Genomic DNA, 24,347 nt, shown 5'->3' on the forward strand with positions numbered 1-24,347 from the left:
ATTCGGAGCGAGCTGTAGGGAAGCGGCGCAGTGTCCGCTGCCGCGCGGCAAAGATAGGGTTCGCCCCGAGATCGAATCGGAAGCGTCACAAATAGACTATGTTTCTGCTGCACCCCACAAGACCTTCTTCAACCGAGGAGAGAATATGCAAGCAGACTTCAGGCGGAAACTCCGCCAGATCGCCGGCGTGGCAACGCTGTCCGCGCTTGCACTGAGCGCAGCACCGGCCAGTGCCGACCAAATCGCGGATATCAAGGCCAAGGGCCAACTCGTGTGCGGGGTACTTGGCACGGACGAGCCGTTCAGCTTCGTCGATCCGGCCACCCGCGAGATCGTGGGATACGACGTCGACATGTGCAATGCGGTGGCCAAGAGCCTGGGCGTGAAGCCGGTGCTCAAGCAGATCTCCGTGGCGGCCCGTCTGCCGGAGCTTCAGCAGGGTCACGTGGACCTGCTGGCGGCGTCGCTGACGCACAACAAGGAGCGCGAGTCGCAGATCGATTTCTCGCTGTCGACCTTCATCACCGGACAGAAGGCGATGGTGCGCAAGGAGAGCGGCATCACGACGCTGGGCCAGCTCGACGGCAAGAAGATCCTGACCGTCAAGGGTTCCACCATGGAATCCAACATCGCCGCCAAGATCAAGAATGCCACCGTGGTGTCGTTCGACAACAGCCCGCAGGCGCTGCTGGCGCTGGAGCAGGGCAAGGGTGTGGCGTACGTGAATGACGAGACGTCGCTGGTGAGCAACCTCGTGAAGCTCGGCCCCGCGGCCAAGGACTACACGCTGGTGCCGCAGTACCTGTCGAGCGAGCACCTCGCGCTGGGCATCAGGAAGGGCGAGACCGGGTTCCGCAACCAGGTCAACCAGGTGCTGAGCAAGATGGAAACCGATGGCGACGCGCAAAAGCTCTACGACAAGTGGTTCGGGCCCAACACCAAGATGAAGTTCCCGCCGCGTGCGTTCAAGATCTCTACCGACAAGATCGACTGAGGCTCCAACCCCAGGCCCGGGCCAGGCCAGATGAGTCCGGCTTGATCAACCCGGTCCGATAAACCTCCCCCGGCTGTCCGGCATCGCGCCGGACAGCCACATTCCATGCCCACCTTCAACCTGTCGATGTTGCTGTCGGGGCAGTATCACGAATGGCTGGTCAGCGGGTTCGTGATGTCCCTCAAGCTGTCGGTCATCGCGTTTGCCATATCGTTGCCGCTGGCTATCGTGATCGCCCTGCTGCGGCTTGCGCCGCTGGCGCCCCTGCGGGGATTGGGCCAGGCCTATGTCGAGGCCATCCGCAACGTTCCGCTGCTGGCCCATATGCTGTTCTGGTATTTCGGCGCGCCGCAGCTGCTGCCGTTCGCGATCAAGAGCTGGCTGTACGAGCACAACTACGAGGCCGTCAGCGCGCTGATCGCGCTGGTCCTGTACACCACGGCCTATATGGCGGAGGACATCCGCAGCGGCATTCGCTCCATCCCGAAGGAACAACTGGAAGCCAGTCGCGCGCTTGGTTTCAGCTTTCTGGCGTCGATGCGGCTGGTGGTGTTGCCGCAATCGCTGCGCATCACGGTGCCGCCGCTGGTGAACCAGATCCTGAATCTCTGGAAGAACTCGAGCATCGCGATGGTGATCGGCGTGGCCGAGCTGATGTACCAGGCGCAGCAGGTGGAGAGCGCCACCTTCCGGGGCTTCGAGTCCTTCGCGTTCGCCACGCTGGCGTACCTGACCATATCGATGACGATCACGCTGTTCTCGCTCTGGTATCAACACCGGTTTCCGGTACGGAGCATGTAGCCATGCTCGACGTTCTGCAGAACTACGGACTTTATTTCCTGATCGGGCAGTATCCGAATGGCCCGCTGGGCGGGCTGGCGTTGACCGTGCTGCTGGCGGCATCCGGGCTGGTGCTGGCGTTGCCGGTCGGCATCGTGCTGGGGCTGTGCCGCGTGAGCCCGTTCCGCACGCTGCGCTGGCCCGCCACCGTCCTGATCTACGTCGTGCGCGGCACGCCGCTGCTGATGGTGGTGTTCTGGGCGTACTTTCTGCTGCCTTCGGTGACCGGGCACCGCACGCCGCAGTTCGCGACGATGCTGGTCGCGCTGGTGGTCTTCGACGGGGCCTATCTGGCGGAGATCGTGCGCGCCGGCATCCAGGGGCTGCCGCGCGGGCAGATGGAAAGCGCGCGCTCGCTCGGCTTGTCGTATGCGCAGGCGATGGCGCTGGTCATCCTGCCGCAGGCACTGCGCAATATGCTGCCGTCGCTCGTGAACCAGCTTGTGTCGACGATCAAGGAGACATCGCTCGGCTACATCATCAGCTTGCCGGAGGTCTCGTTCATCGCCGGGCAGATCAGCACGCAGATGCTGACCCAGGCCGCGCAGGTCTACCTGCTGTTGGCATTGAGCTATTTTGTGATGTGCTTCGGATTGACCCGTTGCGCCTATCTGCTCGAGCGCCGGCTCGCGGCACGCAACGCTGTGAAGGTGTAACCATGATCAGCATCGAACATGTCAGCAAGTGGTACGGCGATTATCAGGCGCTGGTCGATATCAACGAATCGGTGGCGAAGGCGGAGGTGGTCGTCGTGTGCGGGCCGTCGGGCTCGGGCAAGTCGACGCTGATCCGCACGCTGAACCGGCTCGAGGCCATCCAGAAGGGGCGGATCGTCGTGAACGGGCAGGACGTGCACGCGCGCAACGTGGACGTCAACGCACTGCGTAGCGGCATCGGCTTCGTCTTCCAGCAGTTCAACCTGTTTCCGCACCTGACGGTGCTGGAGAACTGCACGCTGGCGCCAGTGCGGCTCAAGCGGATGTCGACACAGGAAGCGAAAGATTTTGCGATGAGCCTGCTGGAACGGGTGGGGCTGCCGCACAAGGCGTCGGCCTATCCGGGGCAGTTGTCCGGCGGCCAGCAGCAGCGCGTGGCGATTGCCCGCGCGCTGGCAATGAAGCCACCGGTCATGCTGTTCGACGAACCGACGTCGGCGCTTGACCCCGAAATGGTCAACGAGGTGCTCCAGGTGATGAAGGGGCTCGCGCGCGACGGCATGACGATGGTCTGTGTCACCCACGAAATGGGCTTCGCGCGCGAGGTGGCGGACCGCGTGATCTTCATGGATCAGGGCGAGGTGCTTGAGCGCGCCACGCCGGAGCGCTTCTTCCAGAAGCCCGAGCATCCACGCGCGCAACGCTTCCTGGCCGATATCCGATCGCCTTGGGAGTCGGTTATCGCACCCTGATACCGGCACGCCGGATGGCGTGGGGCGGGCCGCGGCAAGCGGCGCCGATGGTCTACACTGTGGCGTTCGCAAGCCGCTTCCGGCGGCCGCACCAGATTGAGAGGCCCAAGTACCGTGGCGGATTCGCTGTTCTCCGACCCCCCCGACCGTTCCCGAATGCCGCTGGCCGAGCGCCTGCGCCCGCGCAATATCGACGAAGTCATCGGCCAGCAGCACCTGCTCGGCCCAGGCAAGCCGCTGCGCGTGGCGTTCGAGTCGGGTGAGCCGCATTCGATGATCCTCTGGGGCCCGCCCGGCGTGGGCAAGACCACGCTGGCCCGGCTGATGGCCAATGCGTTCGATGCCGAGTTCATTGCGCTGTCGGCCGTGCTGTCGGGAGTCAAGGATATTCGCGAGGCGGTGGAGCGGGCCGAGCAGTTCCGCGCGCATGGCCGGCGCACGCTGGTGTTCGTCGACGAGGTGCATCGCTTCAACAAGAGCCAGCAGGACGCGTTCCTGCCGCACGTGGAAAGCGGGCTGTTCACGTTTATCGGCGCCACCACTGAGAATCCGTCGTTCGAGGTCAATGGCGCCTTGCTGTCTCGGGCGGCCGTCTACGTGCTCAAGAGCCTGAACGAAGACGAACTCAAGCAGCTCGTGCTGCGTGCCAGCGAGGAACTCGGTGGCATTCGCTGGGACGACGAGGCAATGGGGCTGATTGTCGCCTCGGCCGACGGCGATGGCCGCAAGCTGCTCAACAATATCGAGATCGTGGCGCGCGCGGCTCGCAATGCCGGTGTGGATGCGGTGGATACGGCGCTGTTGGGCAGCGCGCTATCGGAAAACCTGCGTCGTTTCGACAAGGGTGGCGACGCGTTCTACGACCAGATCAGCGCCTTGCACAAGTCCGTGCGCGGTTCCGACCCGGATGGCGCGCTGTACTGGTTCTGCCGGATGCTCGATGGTGGCGCCGACCCGCGTTACCTGGCGCGCCGGATCGTGCGGATGGCGTGGGAGGACATCGGCCTGGCCGATCCGCGCGCGGCACGGATCACGCTCGATGCCGCGGAGACCTACGAGCGGCTGGGGTCGCCGGAGGGCGAGCTGGCATTGGCGCAGGCGCTGCTGTACCTGGCCGTGGCGCCAAAGTCGAACGCGGGCTACAACGCGTACAACGCGGCGCGTGCCTTTGTCGCCAAGGACAAGTCGCGGCCCGTGCCCGTGCATCTGCGCAACGCGCCGACAAAACTGATGAAGGAGCTTGGCTACGGCCATGCGTATCGCTATGCGCATGACGAGCCGGAAGCCTACGCGGCGGGCGAGCACTACCTGCCCGACGATCTGCGCAGCCAGGACTGGTACCAGCCCACGCCGCGCGGGCTGGAAGGCAAGATCGGCGACAAGCTGCGGCATCTGCGCGATCTGGACGACGCCTGGCATCGCGAGCAGCGCGGCAAGTCCGGCAAGGACTGAGCTGGGGTCGAAGGGGGTGAACGGGGCGGCGAGCAGGGGCCCGGATAACTCTCAAAGTGTGGAGCAGAAGGCAAAATCCAGCCGGATTTGCTCCCGGCGGGTCGTGCCAGTGCAGTAAAATGTTCCGTTCGCCGGCATGTTGCCGGCACTGCACATGACCAAGCAACATGCTCGACATCCAGCTGCTCCGCAAAGACATCGACGCCGTGGCCCAGCGCCTCGCCACGCGCGGTTTTCAACTCGATGTGGCCCTGTTCCAGGCCCTTGAGGCCGAACGCAAGCAACTGCAGACCCAGACCGAGGATCTGCAGGCGCGCCGCAACAGCCTCTCCAAGCAGATCGGGATGCTCAAGGGCAAGGGCGAAGACGCCTCGGGCCCGATGGCCGAAGTGGCCGGTATCGGCGACACGCTGAAGGCATCCGCCCAGCGCCTGGCCGAGATCCAGGACCAGATCAGCGACGCGATGCTCTCGATCCCGAACCTGCCACACGAAAGCGTGCCGACGGGCAAGGACGAAACCGAGAACGTCGAAGTGCGCCGCGTGGGCACGCCGCGCACGTTCGATTTCGAGATCAAGGATCACGTGGATGTCGGCGCCCGTCTCGGCCTGGATTTCGAGACGGCCACGAAGGTCACTGGCTCGCGCTTCGCCTTCCTGCGGGGTGGCGTGGCACGCATGCATCGCGCGCTGGTCCAGCTCATGGTGGACACGCACACGCTTGAACATGGCTACACCGAGATGTACGTGCCGTACATCGTCAATGCCGCGTCGATGCGTGGTACCGGCCAGCTACCGAAGTTCGAGGACGACCTGTTCAAGGTGCCGCGCAAGGTCGGCGGTGAGGATGGCCAGGACGCTATCGAGAACTTCTACCTGATCCCGACCGCTGAAGTGCCGCTGACCAACGTGGTCCGCGACGCGATCGTTGCCGCGGAAAAACTGCCGCTGCGCTTCGTGGCCCACACACCATGCTTCCGTTCGGAAGCCGGCTCGTACGGCAAGGACACGCGCGGCATGATCCGCCAGCATCAGTTCGACAAGGTCGAGATGGTGCAGGTGGTGCCGTCCGAGCAGTCGATGGACGCGCTCGAGCAGATGACTGGTCACGCCGAGACGATTCTGAAGAAGCTTGAGTTGCCGTTCCGTACCGTCGTGCTGTGCACGGGCGACATGGGCTTCGGCAGCACCAAGACCTACGACATCGAAGTGTGGATTCCGGCGCAGAACACGTACCGCGAAATCAGCTCGTGTTCGAGCATGGGCGACTTCCAGGCGCGCCGCATGCAGGCACGTATGCGCGCCGGACAGGGCAAGCCGGAACTGGTGCACACGCTGAACGGCTCCGGCCTGGCCGTGGGCCGCACGCTGGTGGCGATCCTGGAGAACTACCAGAACGCGGACGGTTCGGTGACGGTGCCGAAGGCGCTGCAACCGTACATGGGCGGCATCACGCGCCTGGAACCGGAAGCGTAAAAATAGTTACAGAAGGGGCTTGCGCTCCGGATATGGATATCCCTATAATCTTGGTTTCGCCGCTAACGCAGCGACGACCAAGTTACCGGAGAGGTGGCAGAGTGGTCGAATGTACCTGACTCGAAATCAGGCGTACCGGCGACGGTACCGTGGGTTCGAATCCCACCCTCTCCGCCATAACAAAAACCTGCTGACGGATTCGACCACCAGCAGACAAAAACAGCGTAGTAAAACTAAGAACCGACGTTTGCGAAAGCAGCGTCGGTTTTGTTTTTTCGCCATGCCCGTTCTCAGCGGCGTGGGCGAACTTCTCACAGAAGTCCGACCAAGATTGTTTCATGCAGAGCTACATATGAAGCAGTCGCATGCTTGTCGGATTCGCGCGAGTTAGCGCACAGGAACAGGAAACACACGCACAAACCGACGCACTGCGAGAAGCGGGCGTCGGTTTTATTTTTGCCGAGAAGAGATCGGGAGGCAGTGCATCAAAGCGCCCTGTTCTCGAGGACATGCTTAAACGATTCGGCCAGGTGATACGGTCGTCGTCTACAAGCTCGACCGCATTGCACGATCGCTTAAGGATCTACTCATCATCATTGAGCGGATCGAAGCAGCAGGCGCTCAGTTCCGCAGCTTGACGGAGCAAATCGACACGCGCTCAACCGCTCACCCAGCAGATCCATCAACTCATCATCCAACGCTGCGGCGAGTTCGGCGATAGTTGGCATTGGCACAGCAGATACTCCAAATGAAAGAAGGCGCCCGCAGGCGCCTCGTTCTTTAGCGATGACTAAAGATCAACCTGCGACGCAACCCGTCGGAATGAAGCTCGTATTCGTGATGCCCGTCGTAGTGCAAGTGTACAGACCGGTTGCCAAACGATTGAACTGGATAGAAACCGGTGCAGTTCCAAGACGACCCGGGGCGGCGATCGTGCACTGAATTGCATTTGTCGCGGCACCCGTATTGTCCGGAGCAGCCACCGCAATCGCGGAGCAGTTGCCAGTCGCGATCTGCAGACCAATTCCAGCAGGCGTAAAGGTAGGCGTACCGTTATCCGGGTTCACTACCATCAGTTCATACGCCGTCTTACCGGCAGCGATATCGGCGTAGGCGGAAGCTGCCTTCGACTTCGCCACATAATCCTGATACGCCGGAATAGCGATAGCCGCCAAGATACCGATGATCGCGACCACGATCATCAGTTCGATCAGCGTAAAGCCCTTCTGTACCCGTCGGATTCCCATCCGTGCTTTTTTCATGAGTGACCCCAGTATGAATTGTTAGGCAGCCAGAGTGCTGCTGGGTCAACAAAGAGCAACTCGCGTGCCAGGGGCAAAAACAGCCTCGCAGCCCGGAAATTGACAAATTTTGTCAGTCAAAGGTAATCAATTTGAGGTACTGGTGACAGAATTTGTCAGTGTCAGGTGCCGTAATTTGTCCATGTAGCCGTCTGGGAGTGACAAAATTTGTCACAATTTGTGACAAAGCCTGCGCGCTGCAGGCCGCCTTCACTCACCATCACTCACCAGCAGCCACAGGTTGCGAAGCACTCGCCGGTAGCCTTGAAACCAGCAACTGGTCGATCTTGTGATGGTCGATGTCGACCACCTCGAACCGGAAGCCCGCGACGGTGATCGCTTCCGACTTCTTCGGGATCCGCTTCAGCGAGTAGATCACCAGGCCGGCTGCTGTATCCACATAGTCTTCGCCAGGCAGCGCGTCGATATCCAGTGCCTTCTTCAGGTCGACCAGCGGCGTCAGGCCGTCGACCAGCCACGAAGATTCATCGCGGCGCACGATCTGTTCGTCTTCGTTCGAGTAGAGGATGTCACCCATCAGCGCGCCGACGATGTCGTCCAGCGTGACGATGCCCACCACCAGCCCGTACTCGTTCATCACCACCGCAAAATTCTCATGCATCTCGCGGAAGCGGGTCAGTGACTCCGAGAGTGTCAACGTGTCCGGGATCACCAGCACGTTCTTGTCATAGTGCTTGCCGATGCTGTCCAATGCTGCGCCGCTTTCATCGGCCAGTAGCAGTTGCAGGATGACCTTCGACTCCATATAGCCCAGCACGTCGTCGATATTCTTGCCGCACACCGGGTATTGGGCGTGCGGTTGCTTGACCAGCTTGCGGCGCAGGCCGTCGGCGGTGTCGTCGAGGGTCAGGAACACCACGTCGTCGCGCTGGGTCATGATGGCCGTGATCGGTTTCGAATCGAGTTCGAACACGTTTTCGATCAGATGCAGTTCGTGCTTGTGCAGCACCCCGGCCTCGGCGCCGGCATCGACCATGGCGGCGATGTCCTCGGTGGTGATCTGGTCGACCGGCTTGGTGGGAATGCCGAACAGCTTGAGCGTGGCATCGGCCGCTGCATTGAACACCCAGACCACGGGCTTGAACAGCTTGAGCAGCGTCAGCATCGGGCCGATCACCTGAACCGCGCACGCCTCAGGGAAGGTCATGGCGATGCGTTTGGGGATCAGGTCCGCGAACTGGATAAACAGCAGCGTGACGATCAGGAACGAGCTGACATTGGCGATGCGCTGTGCCATGCCGGCATCGAGGTACGCACTCAGGAATCCGTAGACGAGATCCGAGACATGCTTCTCACCGAGGATACCGGCCAGGATCGCCACGCTGTTGACGCCGATCTGTACCACGGTGAAGAAGTTGCCGGGCTCCTCCTTGAGCAGCAATACCTTGGTCGCGCGGTGGTCGCCGCGTTCAGACAGGACTTGGAGCTTGGTGCGGCGGGCGGCGGTCAAGGCGATCTCGGAGATCGAAAAGAACGCGCTTACCACCACGAGAAGGGTCAGGATCAGTACGAACATAAGTTATTCACGCGCCGATCTGGGCGTGTTGATATTGGTGCACAGGCGGGGGCCTGTCAATTGTCTGGTAAATGTCTGCCAGTCAGCGCGGGGCAGGATCAAACTGGACGACGGGCGAATCCAGACGATCGTCGAGCGTCGCGGCCAGCGCCGAGGCGGCGGCCGCGAACTGTGTCCGCATATCATCGACCAGGCTCGATTTGCCACGATGGGTGGCGCGCAGCATCTGGATTTCGAACGGCAATTCGGGTTGCACGTCGTGCAGCGCGACATTGGCCGGATTGGCGCTCAACGCGGTGTACTGGTCGAGCAGCGTGACGCCCAGGCCCGCATCCACCAGGGCCAGCGCGAGGGAATAGGTTTGGACCTCGAGCGTCGAATGTGGTTCCAGCGCGTGCCGGGCCAGCGTTTGCCGGACCAGCAGCCCTAGCGAGCTGTCGTCGTCATAGCCGATGAACGGCCGCTCCATCAGCTTGCGGATCGACACGATGCCGCGCCGGCCGCCCGAGGGCAGTGCCTGCGGGCGTGGCACGGCCAGCAGCATTCGCCCGGCGGCCACGGGCTCGCTGGTGATTGCCTCGTGCCTGGGCGGCGAAAAGGCGAAGCCCACGTCGATCTGGTTGGCCAGCAGCGCCTCGACGATCTCGCTCGTATGGTGCGTCAGCACCTGAACCTGGGTTTCCGGATGCCGCGCGCAGAAGCGGCGCACCGCCGGCACCAGCAGCGGGTTGGCCAGGCTTGGCGTGGCGGCCACGCGCAGGCGTCCCGTGCCCTTGTGGCGCAGGCTTTCCGATACGCGCCGCACACGCTCGATCTCACCATATAGCCTTTCGACATCGCCATAGAGCGCAAGCGCTTCCGGCGTCGGCTGCAGCCTGCCGCGCTGGCGATCGAACAGGCGGAAGCCCAGCGACGATTCCGCATGCTGCAGTACGCGGCTGACCACGGGCTGGGACACATGGAGCAGGCGCGCCGCCTCGCTGACGGTACCGGTCAGCATTACGGCACGGAACACTTCAATCTGGCGCAGGCGCATGGTTCTGGTGCGGGGGAATGTTCGCGCTGGTGTTCGTGTTGGTGCGGGAAATGGTGCTCCGCACTACGGGTAGACCCGGGTGGCGGGCCCCTATAGCTTGAGGACATATTCTGGCACGTATTGGCATTGGGCAAGCCGCGCCGGGTGCTCTACGCTCTGGCCCATCGTTTGAACAGGACGCAAGGCAAGCGGATGCGCATAGCGATCGTGGGTGCCGGTGTGGTCGGCATGACCTCCGCGTGGCGGTTGGCCAACGATGGTCACGAAGTCACCGTGGTCGAGCGCCATGATGGTCCGGGCGAGGAAACCAGCTTCGCCAACGGCGGCCAGCTCAGCTACAGCTATGTGGCGCCGCTGGCCGGACCGGGCGTGTTGTCGAAGGTGCCGGGCTGGCTGCTGGATCGCGATTCACCGATGCGCTTCCGGCCATCCATGGACCCGTCGCAATGGCGCTGGCTGCTGGCTTTCGCTCGGGCGTGCAATGCATCGGCAAGCGAGGCCGCCACGCGCAAGCTGCTGCGCCTGTCGTTCTACTCGCGCGATCTGATGCAGGCTTTCGTCGATCGTCCGGACGCGCGGCAGGAGGGCGGTGGTTTCGATTTCGCGCGTAGCGGCAAGCTGATCGTGCACCGTGATGCGGCGGCCTACGAATCGGCCTGCCGCCTGCTCGACTATCAGGCCAGCCTTGGTTGCGAACAGCAGGCATTGGATCGCGATGCCACGGTTGCGCTGGAGCCGGCGTTGGCCGGCATTCGGCAGGGCATCGTCGGTGCGATCCACACGCCGAGCGAGGAAGTGGGCGATTGCCATCGCTTCTGCGTGTCACTGGCCCATCTGTTGCAAGGCAGGCCGGGTGTCACGCTGCGCTTCGGCACGCGTGTGACCGGACTGGTGCGCGCGGGGGATCGCGTGACGGGCCTGCGCACCGATGCGGGTGATATCCGCGCCGATGCGGTGATTGTGTCGGGCGGCATCGGCAGCGTGCCGTTGCTCAAGCCGCTCGGTGTGCGGCCGATGCTGTGGCCGCTGAAGGGGTACAGCATCACGGTGCCGATCAGGCAGGGCGTGCTGGCGCCACGTATCAGCGTGACGGACTTCGCCAACAAGATCGTCTATGCGCGCATCGGCGATACGCTGCGCGTGGCGGGGATGGCGGATATCGTGCGCGGCGGCGTGGTGATCGACCGCGAGCGCGCGCAGACGCTGGTCACGCAGACGCGTGCGGTGTTTGGCGACGTGAGCCATGGCGCGGACCTTGATGCATTGCAGCCGTGGGCCGGCCTGCGTCCGGCCACGCCCACGGGTTTGCCGATGATCGGCGAATCACGCATTCGCGGTCTGTGGCTGAACCTTGGCCACGGCGCGCTGGGTTTCACGCTGGCCATGGGCAGCGCGGGTGTGCTGGCCGATCGGATGGCTGGCCGCAAGCCGGTGGTGGATGCCGAAGATTTCAGTGCAGCGCTCGCATAGTCATTCTCGCGGGCGCACACGGGTTGTGCTGGAAGTCGCAGTTTGAGAGTCGTGCCATTAAATCAAGCCCCAACCAAGGAGCCGAACCATGAAGTCACTGTCTGTCCGTCCGACCCCCGTCACCCGCCTGCTGGCCGCCGCTGCGCTGCTCTGCGCCGCTGCCGGCGCACATGCCGCCGATGGCGATACGCTCAAGAAGATCAAGGACAGCGGTGTGATCTCGCTCGGTTACCGCGAGTCGTCGATTCCGTTCTCGTACTCGGACGGCAAGGAGGTGATGGGTTACTCCCATGACTACCTGCTGGCGATCGTCGACAAGGTGAAGTCGACACTGAACATGCCGAACCTGCAGGTCAAGCTGACGCCGATCACGTCGCAGAACCGCATCCCGCTGATGCAGAACGGCACCATCGACATCGAGTGCGGCAGCACCACGAACAACCTTGAGCGCCAGAAGCAGGTGGCGTTTTCGAACAGCCTGTTCATCTACGGCATCCGGATGCTGACGAAGAAGGATTCGGGCGTCACGGACTTCCCGCAGCTCAAGGACAAGAACGTGGTGACCACGGCTGGCACCACCGGCGAGCGTCTGCTGGTCAAGATGAACGGCGAAGGCATGAACATGAACCTGACCAGCGCCAAGGATCACGGCCAGGCGTTCCTGATTCTCGAGTCCGGTCGCGCTGCTGCGTTCGTGATGGACGAGCCGCTGCTGTACGGCGAGCGCACCAAGGCCAAGAATGCCGCTGAGTGGGTGGTCGCTGGCAAGCCGCTGCAGACCGAGAACTACGCCTGCATGTTCCGCAAGGACGATCCGTCGTTCAAGAAACTGGTGGATGGCGTGGTGGCGGACATCATGACCAGCGGCCGCGGCGAGAAGCTTTACGCGAAGTGGTTCCAGTCGCCGATCCCGCCGCGCAACATCAATATGAATTACCCGCTGTCGCCGGACATGAAGCAACTGTTTGCCGAGCCGAACGACAAGGCATTCCAGTAAGACCGATCAGCAGCTTGTATCGCGATTTGCGCGGGGTGTTCCTTCCGTCTGGTCAATGTTGACATGTTGACGTGGAAGGAGAGGAGAGGGCCGATGCATCCAGAACAACAGCGTGCCGTACAACGGCACATCAGCATCGCGTCCTCTTCTCATTTTTTTCCCGCACGCCGATGACACATCATTGATCCGGCGCGGGCGGCGGCTGTGGCGTCTCGAGCTTGAGCCGGCGTCCCGTCTCAAGCCATGTTTTCAGGCCCGCCACGATCATCGGCCAGCCATTGCGGCCGCCCTGCAGGATCTGTTCGTCAACCGGCTCCCGATGGGTCTCGCTGACGGTCAGGCGTACGGCCTCGTCACCGAGCGCGTCGATTTGCCAGGTGACGATCACTTCCGGTAGTTGCCGAAATGCCTCGAGCCATTCCACGCGCCATGTGACGGACAACCGGTAAGGCGCGTCGGCGGTCAGTACCACGCCCTGCGAATCGACTTGACCATCTTCCATGCGTAGCACGAACGGGCTGTCGACCTTCCAGTCGGATTCGACGCGGCGGCCGAAGAAGTATTGCGTGCTTTGCGTGGGGTCGGTTAGCGCACCCCAGACTTGCTCCGGCGTGGCGGCGATGTAGGTGACGACGATGGTCTGCGGGATAGCCATGTGGAATCTCCTCGATGACGGGTGGAGCAGGGGCCGTCACGGTAACGATGGGGAGAAGGGACACTGTCGCACCGAATGACGGTGGACGGCAAGCAGGTGAGAGTCGGCGGGAGGGCTTGTGGTTCCGGCAACGTTACGTCGTTGTCGAGCCGGAAAGCCTGCTTCCCCGGCCCCTCTCCCGCCTGGCGGAAGAGGGGTGCAAGCCACGTAGCGACTGATTCGGCCGAATCGGCGGAATCAGTTGCCCGCGACGCGCTTTGCGATGTGGTCGAGCGCTTCTTCCACCTGGTCGATCAGGATCAGGCACAGATCGCCGGGCTGCAGATGGCTCAGTGCCGTGTCGATGGCGACGAACTCGCCGCGGATCTCCTCGACATGGCTCGTGCGCTGGGCGCCTTGCAGGCCCTCGCGCAGCAGCGCCAGTACCTCGCCATCCTCGCGGCCGCGCTGGCACTGGTCCTGATACAGCACCACCTCGTCGAACACGCCACCCAGGATCTGCGTCTGCTTGCGGATGTCCTCGTCGCGTCGGTCGCCCGCGCCGCTGATCACCACCACGCGTCGCTTCGACGGCATCGTCTCCACGGCATTGCACAGCGCCTGGATGGCGTCGGGGTTGTGGCCGTAGTCGGCGATCAGCGTGGCACCCTTGAAGTCGAACACGTTGAAGCGGCCCGGGGCCGTCGCGGCGTCGTTGACGAAGGTGGCCAGCGCGCGGCGGATCACCGCCCAGTCGATGCCAAGCGCCCAGGCGGCGGCAATCGACGACATCGCGTTTTCCACCTGGAAGCCGATCGAGCCGTTGCGCGTGAGCGGGATGTCCGCCAGCGGGATGCGCACTTCGGTGTCGCCTTCAGTCGCCACGATCTGGTCGCCCTCGACGAACACCACGCGCCTGCCTTGCGCGCGATGCAGCGCCATCGTCGGCAGACCGGCATCGTGCGCGAAGAACGTCACGGTACCCGGGCAGGCATCGGCCATGCGCGCCACCATCTCATCCGCGGCGTTGAGCACGGCCATCCCGTGCGGTGCCACGTTCTGCACGATCACGCTCTTCAGCACGGCCAGGTCCTCGACGGTGCTGATGTACGACAGGCCCAGGTGATCACCTTCGCCAACGTTGGTCACCACGGCCACGTCGCAGCGGTCGAATGCCAGGCCTTCGCGCAGCAGGCCACCGCGCGCGGTTTCGAACACGGCGGCGTCCACGTCCGGGTGCAGCAGCACGTTGCGCGCGCTGCGCGGGCCGCTGCAGTCACCGGTATCGATGCGTTCGCCCTGGATGTACACGCCGTCGGTACCCGTCATGCCCATACGCAGGCCGTTGGAGGCCAGGATATGGGTGATCAGGCGCACCGTGGTGGTCTTGCCGTTGGTGCCCGAGACCGCAACCACCGGGATGCGGCCATCGTCGCCATCGGCGAACATGGTCGAGATGATGGCTTCGCCGACCGCGCGACCTTTACCGTACGACGGCTGCAGGTGCATGCGCAGGCCCGGCGCGGCATTGACTTCGACGATGCCGCCAGCCTGCTCCTCGAACGGCTTGAGCATCGTTTCACAGACCGCGTCGACGCCGCAGATGTCCAGGCCGACCATTTGCGCGGCCGCCACGGCGCGCGCGGCGATGTCCGGATGCACGTCGTCGGTGACGTCGGTGGCGCTGCCACCGGTCGACAGGTTCGCGTTGTTGCGCAGGACCACGCGGGTGCCCTTGGCCGGCACGGCGTCGGCGCTCAGGCCCTGCTTGGCCAGCGTGGCCAGCGCGATATCGTCGAAGCGGATCTTCGTCAGCGACGTGGCATGACCCTCGCCACGGCGCGGGTCGCGGTTCACTTCTTCCACGAGCTGGCGCACGGTGTGCACGCCGTCGCCAATCACCTGCGGCGGATCGCGGCGGGCGGCGGCCACCAGGTGCTTGCCCACCACGAGCAGGCGGAAGTCATGGCCGGGGATGTAGCGCTCCACGAGCACGTCTGACGAAATATCGGCGGCCACTTCATAGGCCGTCATCACTTCTTCGCGCGTGCGGATGCGCACGGCCACGCCCTTGCCCTGGTTGCCGTCGCGCGGCTTGACCACCACCGGACCGTTGATTTCCTGCGCGGCGGCCCATGCCTCTTCGGCGCTGGAGACCGAGCGGCCCATCGGCACCGGCACGCCTGCCGCGTGCAGCAGGCTCTTGGTGAGTTCCTTGTCTTGCGCGATGGATTCGGACACCGCGCTGGTCATGTCGGTCTCGGCGGCCTGGATGCGGCGCTGCTTGCTGCCCCAGCCAAACTGGACCATCGAGCCCTGCGTCAGACGGCGATACGGAATGCCACGCGCCACGGCGGCGTAGACGATCGAGCCGGTGCTCGGACCCAGGCGCACATCCTCGTCGAGTTCACGCAGGCGATGCAGGGCATCGTCCAGGTCGAAGGGCAGGTCGTCGCGCGCGGCGATGCAAAGCTGCTCGGCCAGATTGAATGCCAGTCGGCCCACTTCCTCTTCGCTGTACTGCACCACCACCTGATAGGTGCCGGGTTCGAGCGTCGGCGCGGTGTTGCTGAACGTCACCGGGCAGCCGGCCGCGGCTTGCAGGCCCAGGGCTGCCACTTCGAGCACATGCGCCATCGAGGGCGATCCTGCCTCATCGTCCGGGCGCAGCGGGCCGATGCCCGGAAAACGCCCGCGCAGGCGGTCTTCGAAACCGGGCAGCTCGGCCAGCCGAAGGGACTTGTCCGAGCACGCCACGATGGCTTCGATGGCTGTGTGACGACACCAGAGGTTCGGGCCACGCAGGGCCCGGATGCGAGAAACTTCCATAGAATCAGTTTTCCGTTTTTCTTTCCGGCTCGCGCATCACGCGCGGCGTCCGGCGCGGCCCATCCACTGGTGTACCTGTTCCACCGTGCTGTCCGTCGAGCCCTCGTCGCACTGCAGTACCAGCAGATCACCCGCCACGAGTTGGGCCAGCGCGGCTTCCACCGCCGCGCGGCGCGCGCCTTCGTCGATGATCTTGGTCACGCGGCGGCCTTCGTACAGGCCCTTCTTGAGCAGCGCGCGCGCCTCGGTCTCGGGGAGTTCGCGCTTGACGCTCTGGTCCTCGCACAGGAACACGCGGTCGAATGTGGCCCCAATCACCTTGCCCTGTTCGATCAGGTCCTCGTCGCGACGCTGCACGCCCGCGCCGAACACGAGCATCCGGCGCTCGGACGGAAAGCGGTCGAGCGCGGCCGCCAGCGCCTCGAGCGCCGGGGCGTTGTGTGCATCGTCCACCACCACGGTGGCGCCATGGTGCTCGAACAGCGTGAAGCGGCCCGGAACATCCACCTGGCCGACGTCGAACGTGACAATGCCGGCACGGATCAGGTCGTTCGAAATACCGAGCGCCCAACCCGTGGCCACGGCGGCCAGCACGTTCTCGATCTGGAATGCCACGCGTCCGGCGTAGGTCAGCGGAATCGCCGACACATCGGTCAGCGCGGTCTCGCTGTTGCCGGTGGCCAGCACCACCTTGCCGTCGCGCACGAACACCGCGCGCTTGCCTGCCGCGCGATGCGTGGCAATGGCCGGCAGGTCGGCGGACAGGCCGAAGAAGATGACATCGCCATCGCACAGCTCGGCCATTTCGACCAGACGCGCGTCGGCGGCGTTGATGACGGCCACACCGGTCTTGAGCACCACATCCACCTGCGTGCGCAGCACGTTGTACATGCGGTCTTCATCTTCGACGTAGAAGTCGCCGATGTGGTCGGGCTTGCCGAAGTTCGTGACCACACCCACCTGGCAGCGGTCATAGGGCAGGCCCTGCGACAGGATCATGCCGCTGTCGTTCTCGAACACGGCGGCTTCCACCGCGCGATTCATCAGAATGCGATGACCGGCATCCCAGCTCGCGCGGTCGCCCCGGCCGCCTTTCTCCACCTGGCGGCGGTCCAGGAACAGGCCGTCGCTGCAGGCCAGACCCGTGTGTTTGCCCGACAGTTGCAGCAGTCGCGCCACGAGCTTGGCCACCACGGTCTTGCCGTTGGTGCCCGTAATGCCCACCACGGGGATGCGGCCGTCGTCCTCCACGTCGTTCCGGCTCGGGAACAGGTGATCGACGATGGCACGGCCCACCGGGCGCGGCTCGCCTTCGGCGGGCTTGATATGCATCAGCAGGCCCGGGCCGGCGTTGACTTCGACAATGGCGCCACGTTGTTCGGCCAGCGGGCGCGAGATGTCCTGCGCGACGAGGTCCACGCCGGCGATGTCGAGACCCACCACGCGCGCGGCCAGCGAGGCATGGGCGGCCACGCTCGGATGCACGCGGTCGGTCACGTCGAACGCGACATTGCCGTTGCGCTGGATAAGCACGGTGCGGCCTTCCGGCGGCACGGCGCTGCCGTCGGCATAGCCCTGGCGCTTCAGTTCCAGGCGTGCGGCCGAATCCAGACGCACGCGGTTCAGCGGATGGTCTTCGGTGCTGCCCCGACGTGGGTCGGAGTTGATCTGCGATTCGATCAGCTCGTCGATCGTCGACTTGCCGTCGCCGACCACCGAGGCGGTTTCGCCCATCGCGACGGCGACAACGCGGCCGCCCACGACCAGCAGGCGGTGCTCGTTGCCGGGTACGAAACGCTCGACGATCACGCCGCTGCCTTCCTCGATGGCCACGGCATAGGCCGTTTCCACCTCCTCGCGGGTCATCAGGTTCGTGAACACGCCACGGCCGTGGTTGCCGTCGTACGGCTTGACCACCACGGGCACGCCGATGTCCTCGGCGGCATCCCAGGCGTCTTCGGCACTTTCGACCATGCGGCCTTCCGGCACAGGCACGCCGCAAGATTCCAGCAGGCTCTTGGTCAGGTCCTTGTCGCGCGAGATCGATTCGCCGATGGCGCTGGTCCGGTCGGTCTCGGCCGTCCAGATGCGACGCTGGCGGGCGCCATAGCCGAGCTGGACGAGGTTGCCGTCCGACAGGCGGATCGACGGAATGTCGCGGTCATCCGCGGCATCGACGATGCAGGCCGTGCTCGGGCCCAGGCAGTGTTCGTCGACCAGGCGGCGCAGGTTGTCCACCGCGGCGGGCACGTCGAAAGGACGGTCCTCGATGGCGGCCATGACCAGGTCACGGGCCGTGAACAGCGCTGCGCGCGTCACTTCCTCGTGCCAGGCGCGGACGATGACCTTGTACACGCCGCGGATCGGGGTCTCGCGGGCCTTGCCGAAGCCGCCCGGCATCCCTGCCAGGTTCTGCAGCTCAAGCGTGACGTGTTCCAGAATGTGGCCCGGCCAGGTGCCTTCCTTCAGACGCATCAGAAAGCCGCCGCGCACCCCCGGGCTGCAGCGGTGTTCGATCAGCGTAGGCAGCCATGCCGACAGGCGCTCATAGAACCCCGGAATCGTGTTGGAGGGGAAATCCTCCAGTTCGCCGATATCGACCCATGCCTCCAGCACCGGCCGATATGTCCACATATTCGGGCCGCGCAGCGACATGACATCGAAAATCTCAATGTCCTTCTTTTTCATTGACTTAGCTTGAGGCAGTGGGCTGAATGCCCGAGAAATGGAAGCCTAACCTTTCGTTAACGTTACGGCGGCTTCAGGGTTGACCCTTGGCTGCCCCGATCTGGCCGGAACGTGTTGTGCAGTGCACCAGGCTCCTCCGCTTGTTTGCGTTATGTATACTTGCGGGCAAAATTGCGGGCCGCCACATGGCGCTCCGCTTAAATTGTTTCAAGTTATGTCCGTCGCTGATCCCTTCGGGACCCATTGCGGACGCGCTTTTCATTCGCTTTTCGCTTCTTGTCTGACGCGCCAACAATGACCCAGTCTTCCCCGTCCGTCCCTCCCAGCCCCGGTTTGCAAGGACCTTGGAGCGCCGAAATCGGCGCCACCCTGCAGCCTGGGGAAAACGTCCTGGCCGGACTGACGCTGGACCTGGACGCAAGGTTGCATTTTACCCAAGGGTGGCTGGTTGTGACGGACCGTCGCCTGATTGCGCGCGCGCCCGGTGAAAAAACCCTCCAGGACTGGGAAATCACGGCCGGCCAGACGCTGGCCCATGGGGACCACGCCGGGGTGGGCACGCTGGAACTGTCGGATGGCCAGCGCCGCCTGGCAAGCTGGCGCTATACGCTTGGTTACAATCCCGACGCATTGAGACTGGCCGACCAGTTCGATACGCGTCGCGACGCCCTGGCAACGGGCCGCGCCCCGGAGCCAGCCGATACCGAGATCTGCCCCACCTGCAAGGCGCCGTTGCCGCCGGGCGAGGAACAGTGCCCGCAATGCAGCCGGGAACTGGAAACGCCCCCGTCGACATGGGCGCTCCTGCGCCTGTGGCGCTTCGCGCGGCCCTACCGCTGGGAACTGCTGGGCGGCTTCGTCCTGCTACTGCTGGGTACCGCCGCCACGCTCGTACCGCCGTACCTGACCATGCCGCTGATGGACAAGGTGCTGATTCCCTACCAGAACGGTGTGCCGATCGATATCGGCCTTGTCAAACTCTACCTGGCCGGCCTGCTGGGCGCCGCCCTGGTCGCCTGGGTGCTGGGCTGGGCACGTACCTACCTGCTGGCCCGGGTGTCGGAGCGGATCAGCGCCGACCTGCGCACCACCACCTACGAACATCTGCTCAAGCTGTCGCTCGAGTATTTCGGCGGCAAGCGCACCGGCGACCTGATGGCGCGCATCGGCTCGGAGAGCGACCGCATCAGCGTATTCCTGTCCTTGCACCTGCTGGACTTCGCCACCGACGTGCTGATGATCGCGATGACGTCCATCATCCTCGTGTCGATCAATCCGTGGCTGGCGCTGGTTACGCTGGTGCCCCTGCCGTTCATCGCGTGGATGATCCATCTGGTGCGCGACCGCCTGCGCCATGGCTTCGAGAAGATCGACCGGATCTGGTCGGAGATCACCAACGTGCTGGCCGATACGATTCCAGGTATCCGGGTGGTGAAGGCCTTCGCGCAGGAAAAGCGCGAAGTGACGCGCTTTCGCGAGGCGAACAAGCACAACCTGGCCATCAATGACCGGGTCAACGCGGTGTGGTCGCTGTTCACGCCGACGGTCACATTCCTGACCGAGGTGGGTCTGCTGGTGGTCTGGATCTTCGGCATCTGGCAGGTCAGCCACGATGCGATCACCGTGGGTGTGCTGGTGGCGTTCCTGACCTATATCAGCCGCTTCTACACGCGTCTGGATTCGATGAGCCGCATCGTCTCGGTGACGCAGAAGGCTGCCGCCGGCGCCAAGCGGATCTTCGATATTCTCGATCACGTGTCGAGCGTGCCGGAGCCGCAGAAGCCGGTGCACATCGACAACGTCCAGGGCGCCATCGAATTGCGCGACCTCGGGTTCCGCTACGGGAACCGTGCCGTGATCCGCGGGTTGAACCTGTCGATCCAGCCGGGCGAGATGATCGGCCTGGTGGGGCATAGCGGCTCGGGCAAGAGCACGCTGGTCAACCTGATCTGCCGTTTCTATGACGTGTCCGAAGGTGCGATCCGCGTGGACGGTGTCGATATCCGCTCGCTGCCGGTTTCGGAGTTCCGCCGCCATATCGGCCTGGTCCTGCAGGAGCCGTTCCTGTTCTTTGGCACGATCGCCGACAATATCGCCTACGGCAAGCCCGACGCGACCCGAGAGGAGATCATCGCGGCCGCCCGTGCCGCCCACGCCCACGAGTTCATTCTGCGCCTGCCGCACGGCTACGATTCGCTGGTGGGAGAACGTGGTCAGGCGTTGTCCGGCGGCGAGCGCCAGCGCATCTCGATCGCCCGCGCGCTGCTGATCAATCCGCGCATCCTGATTCTGGACGAAGCCACCTCGTCGGTGGATACGACGACGGAGAAGGAAATTCAGAAGGCGCTGGACAATCTCGTGCAGGGCCGTACCACGATCGCCATCGCGCACCGCCTCTCCACGCTGCGCAAGGCCGACCGTCTGGTGGTGATGGATCGTGGCCAGATCGTCGAAGTGGGGAATCACGACGAACTGATGGCGCGTGAAGGCGCGTACTACAAGCTGTACCAGGCACAGGCGCGCAACGTGGATACCGACGCCGATACGATCAGCGACGGCGAAGTCGCGGAAGCGAAGGAGGCCGTCGGTGCGCAGTAATCAAACTTCCGAACAGACTCAAGAACAACCGGCCATGCAGACGCCTGACTTCAATCTGAGCCGCAACAGCTTCGGCAAGCTGGTGCTGACGCTGGCCGATGGCCTGTCACACGACGGGGTAGTGCCAGTGCGAGCCTTCCCGATCTCCGCTCCCGACGGCGGCGTTGGCATGATGAGTACGGATGGCCGGGAACTGGCCTGGATTCCGAGCCTCGACGGCCTGCCGGCGCCGATCCGCGAACTGATCGAGGCGGAGCTGGCCGCGCGCGAGTTCATGCCCGAAATCCGGAAGATCGTGGGCGTCTCCACGTATGCCACGCCGAGCGTGTGGACCGTGCAGACCGATCGTGGCCAGACTGACCTGGTGCTGCGTGGCGAGGAGGATATCCGCCGGCTCGTTGGCAATACGCTGCTGATATCCGACAGCCACGGCATCCACTATCTGATTCGAGACCTGATGGCGCTCGACAAGCCCAGCCGCAAGATCATGGACCGGTTCCTCTGACGCTGCCAAGGCCATCGCCCGGCACGGCATGAAAAACGGCACGCAATTGCGTGCCGTTTTCGTTTCCTCATCTGACCGTCGCGCAGTCGCGAAGCGACTCAGTGCAGCAACGTCGATACCTGGTCGTCCTCGTCATCCCAGTCTTCGAGTTCGATCGGCGAGTCCGGCGCCATGTCCCACACCATCGAGTGAAAACGAGGGGTGAACCACTGGCGGAACATCTCCAGCGAGATCTGCTGGGGCCATAGCGAGTCGTCAAACCATTCCCCGAGCATGAACTCGAAGAACGTACGCCAGCGCTTTTCGACCCAGCGCAGCGCGTTCTCAGGTGTATCTGCTACCTCGGGCAACAGGAACACGCTGGCGTCGTCGCGGATGGCCTCGAGCGTCAGCGTGGGCACAGGTTCGGGATCCACCGCCTTGACCCAGTCAAGGAAGGGCTGCTCCGGCACAAGCAGGCAGACGGAGCGATTCACGGTGAAGCGGGGGTGGTCAGACATGGAGGCGATGCGGGGAAGGGGAAACTGCGATGGCCTATTGTAGCGTTCCCCGTCAGCGTGCTGGCACAGACGTTGATCGGTCGTTCTCTTGATGGCCGGCAGAGTGTCCGATGATTGATGGAAATTACGATCTCCTTGGTGTTGGCGGACAGATCAAATCAAGACGTATTCAGCTATCGCTATGAAGTCGACAAGGACGCACCCAGCGCAAGCGCACGTTTTGGTGGCAACGGCAGTTCCAGTGGTAGATCGACAGGGCAGTCCAATGGCAGCAGCCTGGACACTTGGTGCGAGAGCTCCACGTATGGACCACGTATGAAATTGGTCAGGCCGTCATTTATCAGGGCACGCGCTACGTTTGCCTCCAAAGGCATGCGGCGTGGCGCAGTGCTGGATGGGCCCCAGCGGTGACGCGGGCCTTGTGGCGTGTGGTTCGCTAAGTGTTGTTTTTTCGCTGGATCTTGCGTGAATCGGTTCCGATTTTTTAAGTTTTCTGCGAAGAATGCCGTCATCGTTCAGATACGGGGACTGGAGTCGTTTGATGAGTTTTACCTTTCTCCCGCCGGGTGACGCCTTCATGCCGACCATGACAGAGCGTTTCGCCGAAGCGGAAAAAATTGAAGATCGCACAGCGCGTTGGACTGCCCAGGCAGAGATCGCGCTGAACACTGGCGACATGTACCTGGTCGGTCTCGTGCTGTTCAAAGCCATTCAGGAGTTCGGTCCCGAGGCGTTTGCCGCGCACTCGGGCGAACCCCTGGCGCGGCTGCAGCGGCTATGGATGCCTGGCGTGCTTACTTCGCCTGATCAGGCGGAGCGGCTGTACACGCACCTCGGCGTGACGGTCGGCGTGGAACCGTTTCATGCGGCGCGGCTGGCTGGCATGCCTCTGGATGGCGCGTCGATGCACTGACGGCGGGCGCGCCACATCGGCGCGTGATGAATCGTGCAGGCATAAAAAAACCCAACCGGTGACGGTTGGGTTTCATGTTTGGTGGAGCCGGCGGGAATCGAACCCGCGTCCGCAAGCCCTCCACAGAGAGTTCTACATACTTAGTTCTGTCATTTGATTTAACCGGCGCATCGCGGACGAACACGCTCTACGACGGCGAGTCACTAGGTTTTCGTCCTCGGGCCCGTGACACTCCCGAAGCTTATCTGACGTAAATGACCTCGCTGGTTCTTGCGAACCCTAGCCCGTCAGCGAGCCAGTGCGAGGACGGCGGCCCTTAGGCTGCCAGTGCGTAACGTTCGTCGTTAGCAGTTATTGCATTCCCATTGATTAACGAGGTGACGGGTCCTCGGTATGCCCTCCACTGCTTTGTAACCCACGTCGAAACCAGGTCGGCCCCAATGTGCGTCAAAACGCGAAAGAAAACGGATTGTACTCGCTTTCGACGCACCCTGTGTGGTTCGGTTCCTTGGTCAGGAGAATAGTGGTAGCAGCTCCGCGGGATGGCGGATCAGGTAGTCGGCGCCCCAGGTTTCCGGAGGTTCGGCTTCGCCGCAGTAGCCGTATGCCGCGGCGACCGTGGTCATGCCGGCGGCCTGGCCAGCCTGAATGTCGCGCAGGTCGTCGCCGACGTATATGCACCGGCCGGGCGCCACGCCGCTCAATTCTGCCGCTCGCAGCAGCGGTGCGGGGTGTGGCTTGGCGTAAGGGGTGGTGTCACCGCTGACCACGGCCGAGGCGCGTGGCGTCAGGCCGATCGCATTGACCAGTGGCACGGTGAAGCGGGCAATCTTGTTGGTCACGATGCCCCAGCGAATGCCCGTGGACTCCAGTTGTGCCAGCACCTGGTCCATGCCCTCGAACAGGCGCGTATGGACGGCGATATCGGCCTCGTAGTAGTCAAGGAACGCGTCGCGCAAGGCCGGGAATTCGGGATCCTCCGGGCGCTTGCCGAACGCCACGCCGAGCAGGCCACGCGCGCCGTGCGAAGCTACCGGACGAAGCCGTTCGTACGCGACCGGCAACATGCCATGTTTGATGACCAGCCGGTTCGCGGCTGCGGCGAGGTCAGGAGCGGTATCGGCAAGTGTGCCGTCAAGATCGAAGAAAACTGCGTCGAACGTCATCATG

At 63.5% G+C, this 24,347-nt stretch carries 20 protein-coding genes, 1 tRNA gene, 1 other RNA gene and 1 pseudogene; 14 read left to right on the forward strand and 9 right to left on the reverse strand.

Translation table 11 applies throughout. From position 1 onward, the window contains the following. The first annotated feature begins 145 nt into the window (after positions 1 to 145). The 8 genes and pseudogenes from RMET_RS03475 to RMET_RS32020 form a co-directional block, all read left to right on the forward strand. Positions 146 to 994: an ABC transporter substrate-binding protein gene (locus RMET_RS03475; protein WP_008643603.1), complete on the forward strand. Its 849-nt coding sequence runs from the start codon at positions 146 to 148 to the stop codon at positions 992 to 994. 105 nt (positions 995 to 1,099) lie between these two features. Continuing rightward, positions 1,100 to 1,795 (forward strand): amino acid ABC transporter permease, encoded by a 696-nt coding sequence (locus RMET_RS03480; RefSeq protein WP_011515543.1) that lies wholly within the window; start codon positions 1,100 to 1,102, stop codon positions 1,793 to 1,795. A gap of 2 nt (positions 1,796 to 1,797) precedes the next feature. Further along, positions 1,798 to 2,490, forward strand: a complete 693-nt coding sequence (locus RMET_RS03485; RefSeq protein ID WP_008643607.1) for an amino acid ABC transporter permease — start codon at positions 1,798 to 1,800, stop codon at positions 2,488 to 2,490. Between the two features lie 2 nt (positions 2,491 to 2,492). After that, positions 2,493 to 3,242 (forward strand): amino acid ABC transporter ATP-binding protein, encoded by a 750-nt coding sequence (locus tag RMET_RS03490; RefSeq protein ID WP_011515544.1) that lies wholly within the window; start codon positions 2,493 to 2,495, stop codon positions 3,240 to 3,242. A gap of 114 nt (positions 3,243 to 3,356) precedes the next feature. Beyond that, positions 3,357 to 4,694 carry a replication-associated recombination protein A gene (locus RMET_RS03495; protein ID WP_011515545.1) on the forward strand — a complete coding sequence of 446 codons (1,338 nt, stop codon included), beginning with the start codon at positions 3,357 to 3,359 and terminating at the stop codon, positions 4,692 to 4,694. Between the two features lie 167 nt (positions 4,695 to 4,861). Further along, on the forward strand, positions 4,862 to 6,169 hold the full coding sequence (serS, locus tag RMET_RS03500) for a serine--tRNA ligase (protein ID WP_011515546.1): 1,308 nt from the start codon (positions 4,862 to 4,864) through the stop codon (positions 6,167 to 6,169). Between the two features lie 87 nt (positions 6,170 to 6,256). After that, positions 6,257 to 6,346 (forward strand) — tRNA-Ser (locus RMET_RS03505). A 188-nt stretch (positions 6,347 to 6,534) separates the two neighbouring features. After that, positions 6,535 to 6,836: pseudogene (locus RMET_RS32020) on the forward strand (recombinase family protein); the annotation flags it as partial. A 130-nt stretch (positions 6,837 to 6,966) separates the two neighbouring features. Here the strand turns inward: RMET_RS32020 and RMET_RS03510 are convergent. From RMET_RS03510 to RMET_RS03520, 3 genes are all read right to left on the reverse strand, one after another. After that, entirely contained in the window at positions 6,967 to 7,431 is a 465-nt protein-coding gene (locus RMET_RS03510) for a pilin (RefSeq protein WP_011515548.1), read from the reverse strand. Positions 7,432 to 7,690: 259 nt separating this feature from the next. Further along, positions 7,691 to 9,007, reverse strand: coding sequence for a polyamine export protein PaeA (locus RMET_RS03515; protein ID WP_011515549.1), 1,317 nt, complete (start codon positions 9,005 to 9,007; stop codon positions 7,691 to 7,693). Between the two features lie 82 nt (positions 9,008 to 9,089). Then, the gene (locus RMET_RS03520; RefSeq protein WP_008643631.1) at positions 9,090 to 10,043 is read right to left on the reverse strand and encodes a LysR substrate-binding domain-containing protein; all 954 of its coding nucleotides are present in this window, start codon (positions 10,041 to 10,043) and stop codon (positions 9,090 to 9,092) included. Between the two features lie 192 nt (positions 10,044 to 10,235). Here RMET_RS03520 and RMET_RS03525 point away from each other — a divergent pair, with 192 nt between their 5' ends. Together RMET_RS03525 and RMET_RS03530 are read left to right on the forward strand one after the other, a co-directional pair. Beyond that, positions 10,236 to 11,513, forward strand: a complete 1,278-nt coding sequence (locus tag RMET_RS03525) for a D-amino acid dehydrogenase (protein WP_011515550.1) — start codon at positions 10,236 to 10,238, stop codon at positions 11,511 to 11,513. A gap of 88 nt (positions 11,514 to 11,601) precedes the next feature. Next, positions 11,602 to 12,510 carry a glutamate/aspartate ABC transporter substrate-binding protein gene (locus RMET_RS03530; protein WP_011515551.1) on the forward strand — a complete coding sequence of 303 codons (909 nt, stop codon included), beginning with the start codon at positions 11,602 to 11,604 and terminating at the stop codon, positions 12,508 to 12,510. A 178-nt stretch (positions 12,511 to 12,688) separates the two neighbouring features. On the opposite strand, the gene RMET_RS03535 is transcribed toward RMET_RS03530, so the two are convergent. The 3 genes from RMET_RS03535 to cphA (RMET_RS03545) all read right to left on the reverse strand — a co-directional run bounded on the left by RMET_RS03535 (position 12,689) and on the right by cphA (RMET_RS03545) (position 18,661). After that, entirely contained in the window at positions 12,689 to 13,165 is a 477-nt protein-coding gene (locus tag RMET_RS03535) for an SRPBCC family protein (RefSeq protein WP_011515552.1), read from the reverse strand. Positions 13,166 to 13,402: 237 nt separating this feature from the next. Continuing rightward, positions 13,403 to 15,973: a cyanophycin synthetase gene (cphA, locus tag RMET_RS03540; protein ID WP_011515553.1), complete on the reverse strand. Its 2,571-nt coding sequence runs from the start codon at positions 15,971 to 15,973 to the stop codon at positions 13,403 to 13,405. Positions 15,974 to 16,009: 36 nt separating this feature from the next. Next, entirely contained in the window at positions 16,010 to 18,661 is a 2,652-nt protein-coding gene (gene cphA, locus RMET_RS03545) for a cyanophycin synthetase (RefSeq protein ID WP_011515554.1), read from the reverse strand. 294 nt (positions 18,662 to 18,955) lie between these two features. On the opposite strand from cphA (RMET_RS03545), the gene RMET_RS03550 reads away from it, so the two are divergent. Together RMET_RS03550 and RMET_RS03555 are read left to right on the forward strand one after the other, a co-directional pair. Next, the gene (locus RMET_RS03550; RefSeq protein ID WP_029309855.1) at positions 18,956 to 21,259 is read left to right on the forward strand and encodes a cyanophycin metabolism-associated ABC transporter; all 2,304 of its coding nucleotides are present in this window, start codon (positions 18,956 to 18,958) and stop codon (positions 21,257 to 21,259) included. A gap of 34 nt (positions 21,260 to 21,293) precedes the next feature. Then, a complete protein-coding gene (locus tag RMET_RS03555) occupies positions 21,294 to 21,764 on the forward strand; it encodes a cyanophycin metabolism-associated DUF1854 family protein (protein WP_029309854.1) in 471 nt (156 codons plus the stop codon). Between the two features lie 98 nt (positions 21,765 to 21,862). On the opposite strand, the gene RMET_RS03560 is transcribed toward RMET_RS03555, so the two are convergent. Continuing rightward, positions 21,863 to 22,264: a hypothetical protein gene (locus RMET_RS03560; RefSeq protein ID WP_008643644.1), complete on the reverse strand. Its 402-nt coding sequence runs from the start codon at positions 22,262 to 22,264 to the stop codon at positions 21,863 to 21,865. Positions 22,265 to 22,551: 287 nt separating this feature from the next. On the opposite strand from RMET_RS03560, the gene RMET_RS34490 reads away from it, so the two are divergent. Both RMET_RS34490 and RMET_RS03565 read left to right on the forward strand, forming a co-directional pair. Continuing rightward, positions 22,552 to 22,704: a carbohydrate-binding protein gene (locus tag RMET_RS34490; protein ID WP_409365159.1), complete on the forward strand. Its 153-nt coding sequence runs from the start codon at positions 22,552 to 22,554 to the stop codon at positions 22,702 to 22,704. Between the two features lie 101 nt (positions 22,705 to 22,805). Continuing rightward, on the forward strand, positions 22,806 to 23,177 hold the full coding sequence (locus tag RMET_RS03565; protein WP_024570693.1) for a hypothetical protein: 372 nt from the start codon (positions 22,806 to 22,808) through the stop codon (positions 23,175 to 23,177). A gap of 79 nt (positions 23,178 to 23,256) precedes the next feature. Here RMET_RS03565 and ssrA read toward each other — a convergent pair. Further along, positions 23,257 to 23,616: a transfer-messenger RNA gene (gene ssrA, locus RMET_RS31795) on the reverse strand. 73 nt (positions 23,617 to 23,689) lie between these two features. Further along, on the reverse strand, positions 23,690 to 24,346 hold the full coding sequence (gene gph / locus RMET_RS03570; RefSeq protein ID WP_011515560.1) for a phosphoglycolate phosphatase: 657 nt from the start codon (positions 24,344 to 24,346) through the stop codon (positions 23,690 to 23,692). Position 24,347: the final 1 nt, after the last annotated feature.

The organism is Cupriavidus metallidurans CH34 (genome assembly GCF_000196015.1).
Taxonomy (GTDB): Bacteria; Pseudomonadota; Gammaproteobacteria; order Burkholderiales; family Burkholderiaceae; genus Cupriavidus; species Cupriavidus metallidurans.

Excerpts from the sequence above, each read along its gene's own strand:
- RMET_RS03475 (WP_008643603.1), top strand. The coding sequence starts at position 146 with ATGCAAGCAGACTTCAGGCGGAAACTCCGCCAGATCGCCGGCGTGGCA.
- RMET_RS03480 (WP_011515543.1), top strand. The coding sequence starts at position 1,100 with ATGCCCACCTTCAACCTGTCGATGTTGCTGTCGGGGCAGTATCACGAA.
- RMET_RS03485 (WP_008643607.1), top strand. The coding sequence starts at position 1,798 with ATGCTCGACGTTCTGCAGAACTACGGACTTTATTTCCTGATCGGGCAG.
- RMET_RS03490 (WP_011515544.1), top strand. The coding sequence starts at position 2,493 with ATGATCAGCATCGAACATGTCAGCAAGTGGTACGGCGATTATCAGGCG.
- serS (WP_011515546.1), top strand. The coding sequence starts at position 4,862 with ATGCTCGACATCCAGCTGCTCCGCAAAGACATCGACGCCGTGGCCCAG.
- RMET_RS03510 (WP_011515548.1), bottom strand. The coding sequence starts at position 7,431 with ATGAAAAAAGCACGGATGGGAATCCGACGGGTACAGAAGGGCTTTACG.
- RMET_RS03515 (WP_011515549.1), bottom strand. The coding sequence starts at position 9,007 with ATGTTCGTACTGATCCTGACCCTTCTCGTGGTGGTAAGCGCGTTCTTT.
- RMET_RS03520 (WP_008643631.1), bottom strand. The coding sequence starts at position 10,043 with ATGCGCCTGCGCCAGATTGAAGTGTTCCGTGCCGTAATGCTGACCGGT.
- RMET_RS03525 (WP_011515550.1), top strand. The coding sequence starts at position 10,236 with ATGCGCATAGCGATCGTGGGTGCCGGTGTGGTCGGCATGACCTCCGCG.
- RMET_RS03530 (WP_011515551.1), top strand. The coding sequence starts at position 11,602 with ATGAAGTCACTGTCTGTCCGTCCGACCCCCGTCACCCGCCTGCTGGCC.
- RMET_RS03535 (WP_011515552.1), bottom strand. The coding sequence starts at position 13,165 with ATGGCTATCCCGCAGACCATCGTCGTCACCTACATCGCCGCCACGCCG.
- cphA (WP_011515553.1), bottom strand. The coding sequence starts at position 15,973 with ATGGAAGTTTCTCGCATCCGGGCCCTGCGTGGCCCGAACCTCTGGTGT.
- cphA (WP_011515554.1), bottom strand. The coding sequence starts at position 18,661 with ATGAAAAAGAAGGACATTGAGATTTTCGATGTCATGTCGCTGCGCGGC.
- RMET_RS03550 (WP_029309855.1), top strand. The coding sequence starts at position 18,956 with ATGACCCAGTCTTCCCCGTCCGTCCCTCCCAGCCCCGGTTTGCAAGGA.
- RMET_RS03555 (WP_029309854.1), top strand. The coding sequence starts at position 21,294 with ATGCAGACGCCTGACTTCAATCTGAGCCGCAACAGCTTCGGCAAGCTG.
- RMET_RS03560 (WP_008643644.1), bottom strand. The coding sequence starts at position 22,264 with ATGTCTGACCACCCCCGCTTCACCGTGAATCGCTCCGTCTGCCTGCTT.
- RMET_RS03565 (WP_024570693.1), top strand. The coding sequence starts at position 22,806 with ATGAGTTTTACCTTTCTCCCGCCGGGTGACGCCTTCATGCCGACCATG.
- gph (WP_011515560.1), bottom strand. The coding sequence starts at position 24,346 with ATGATGACGTTCGACGCAGTTTTCTTCGATCTTGACGGCACACTTGCC.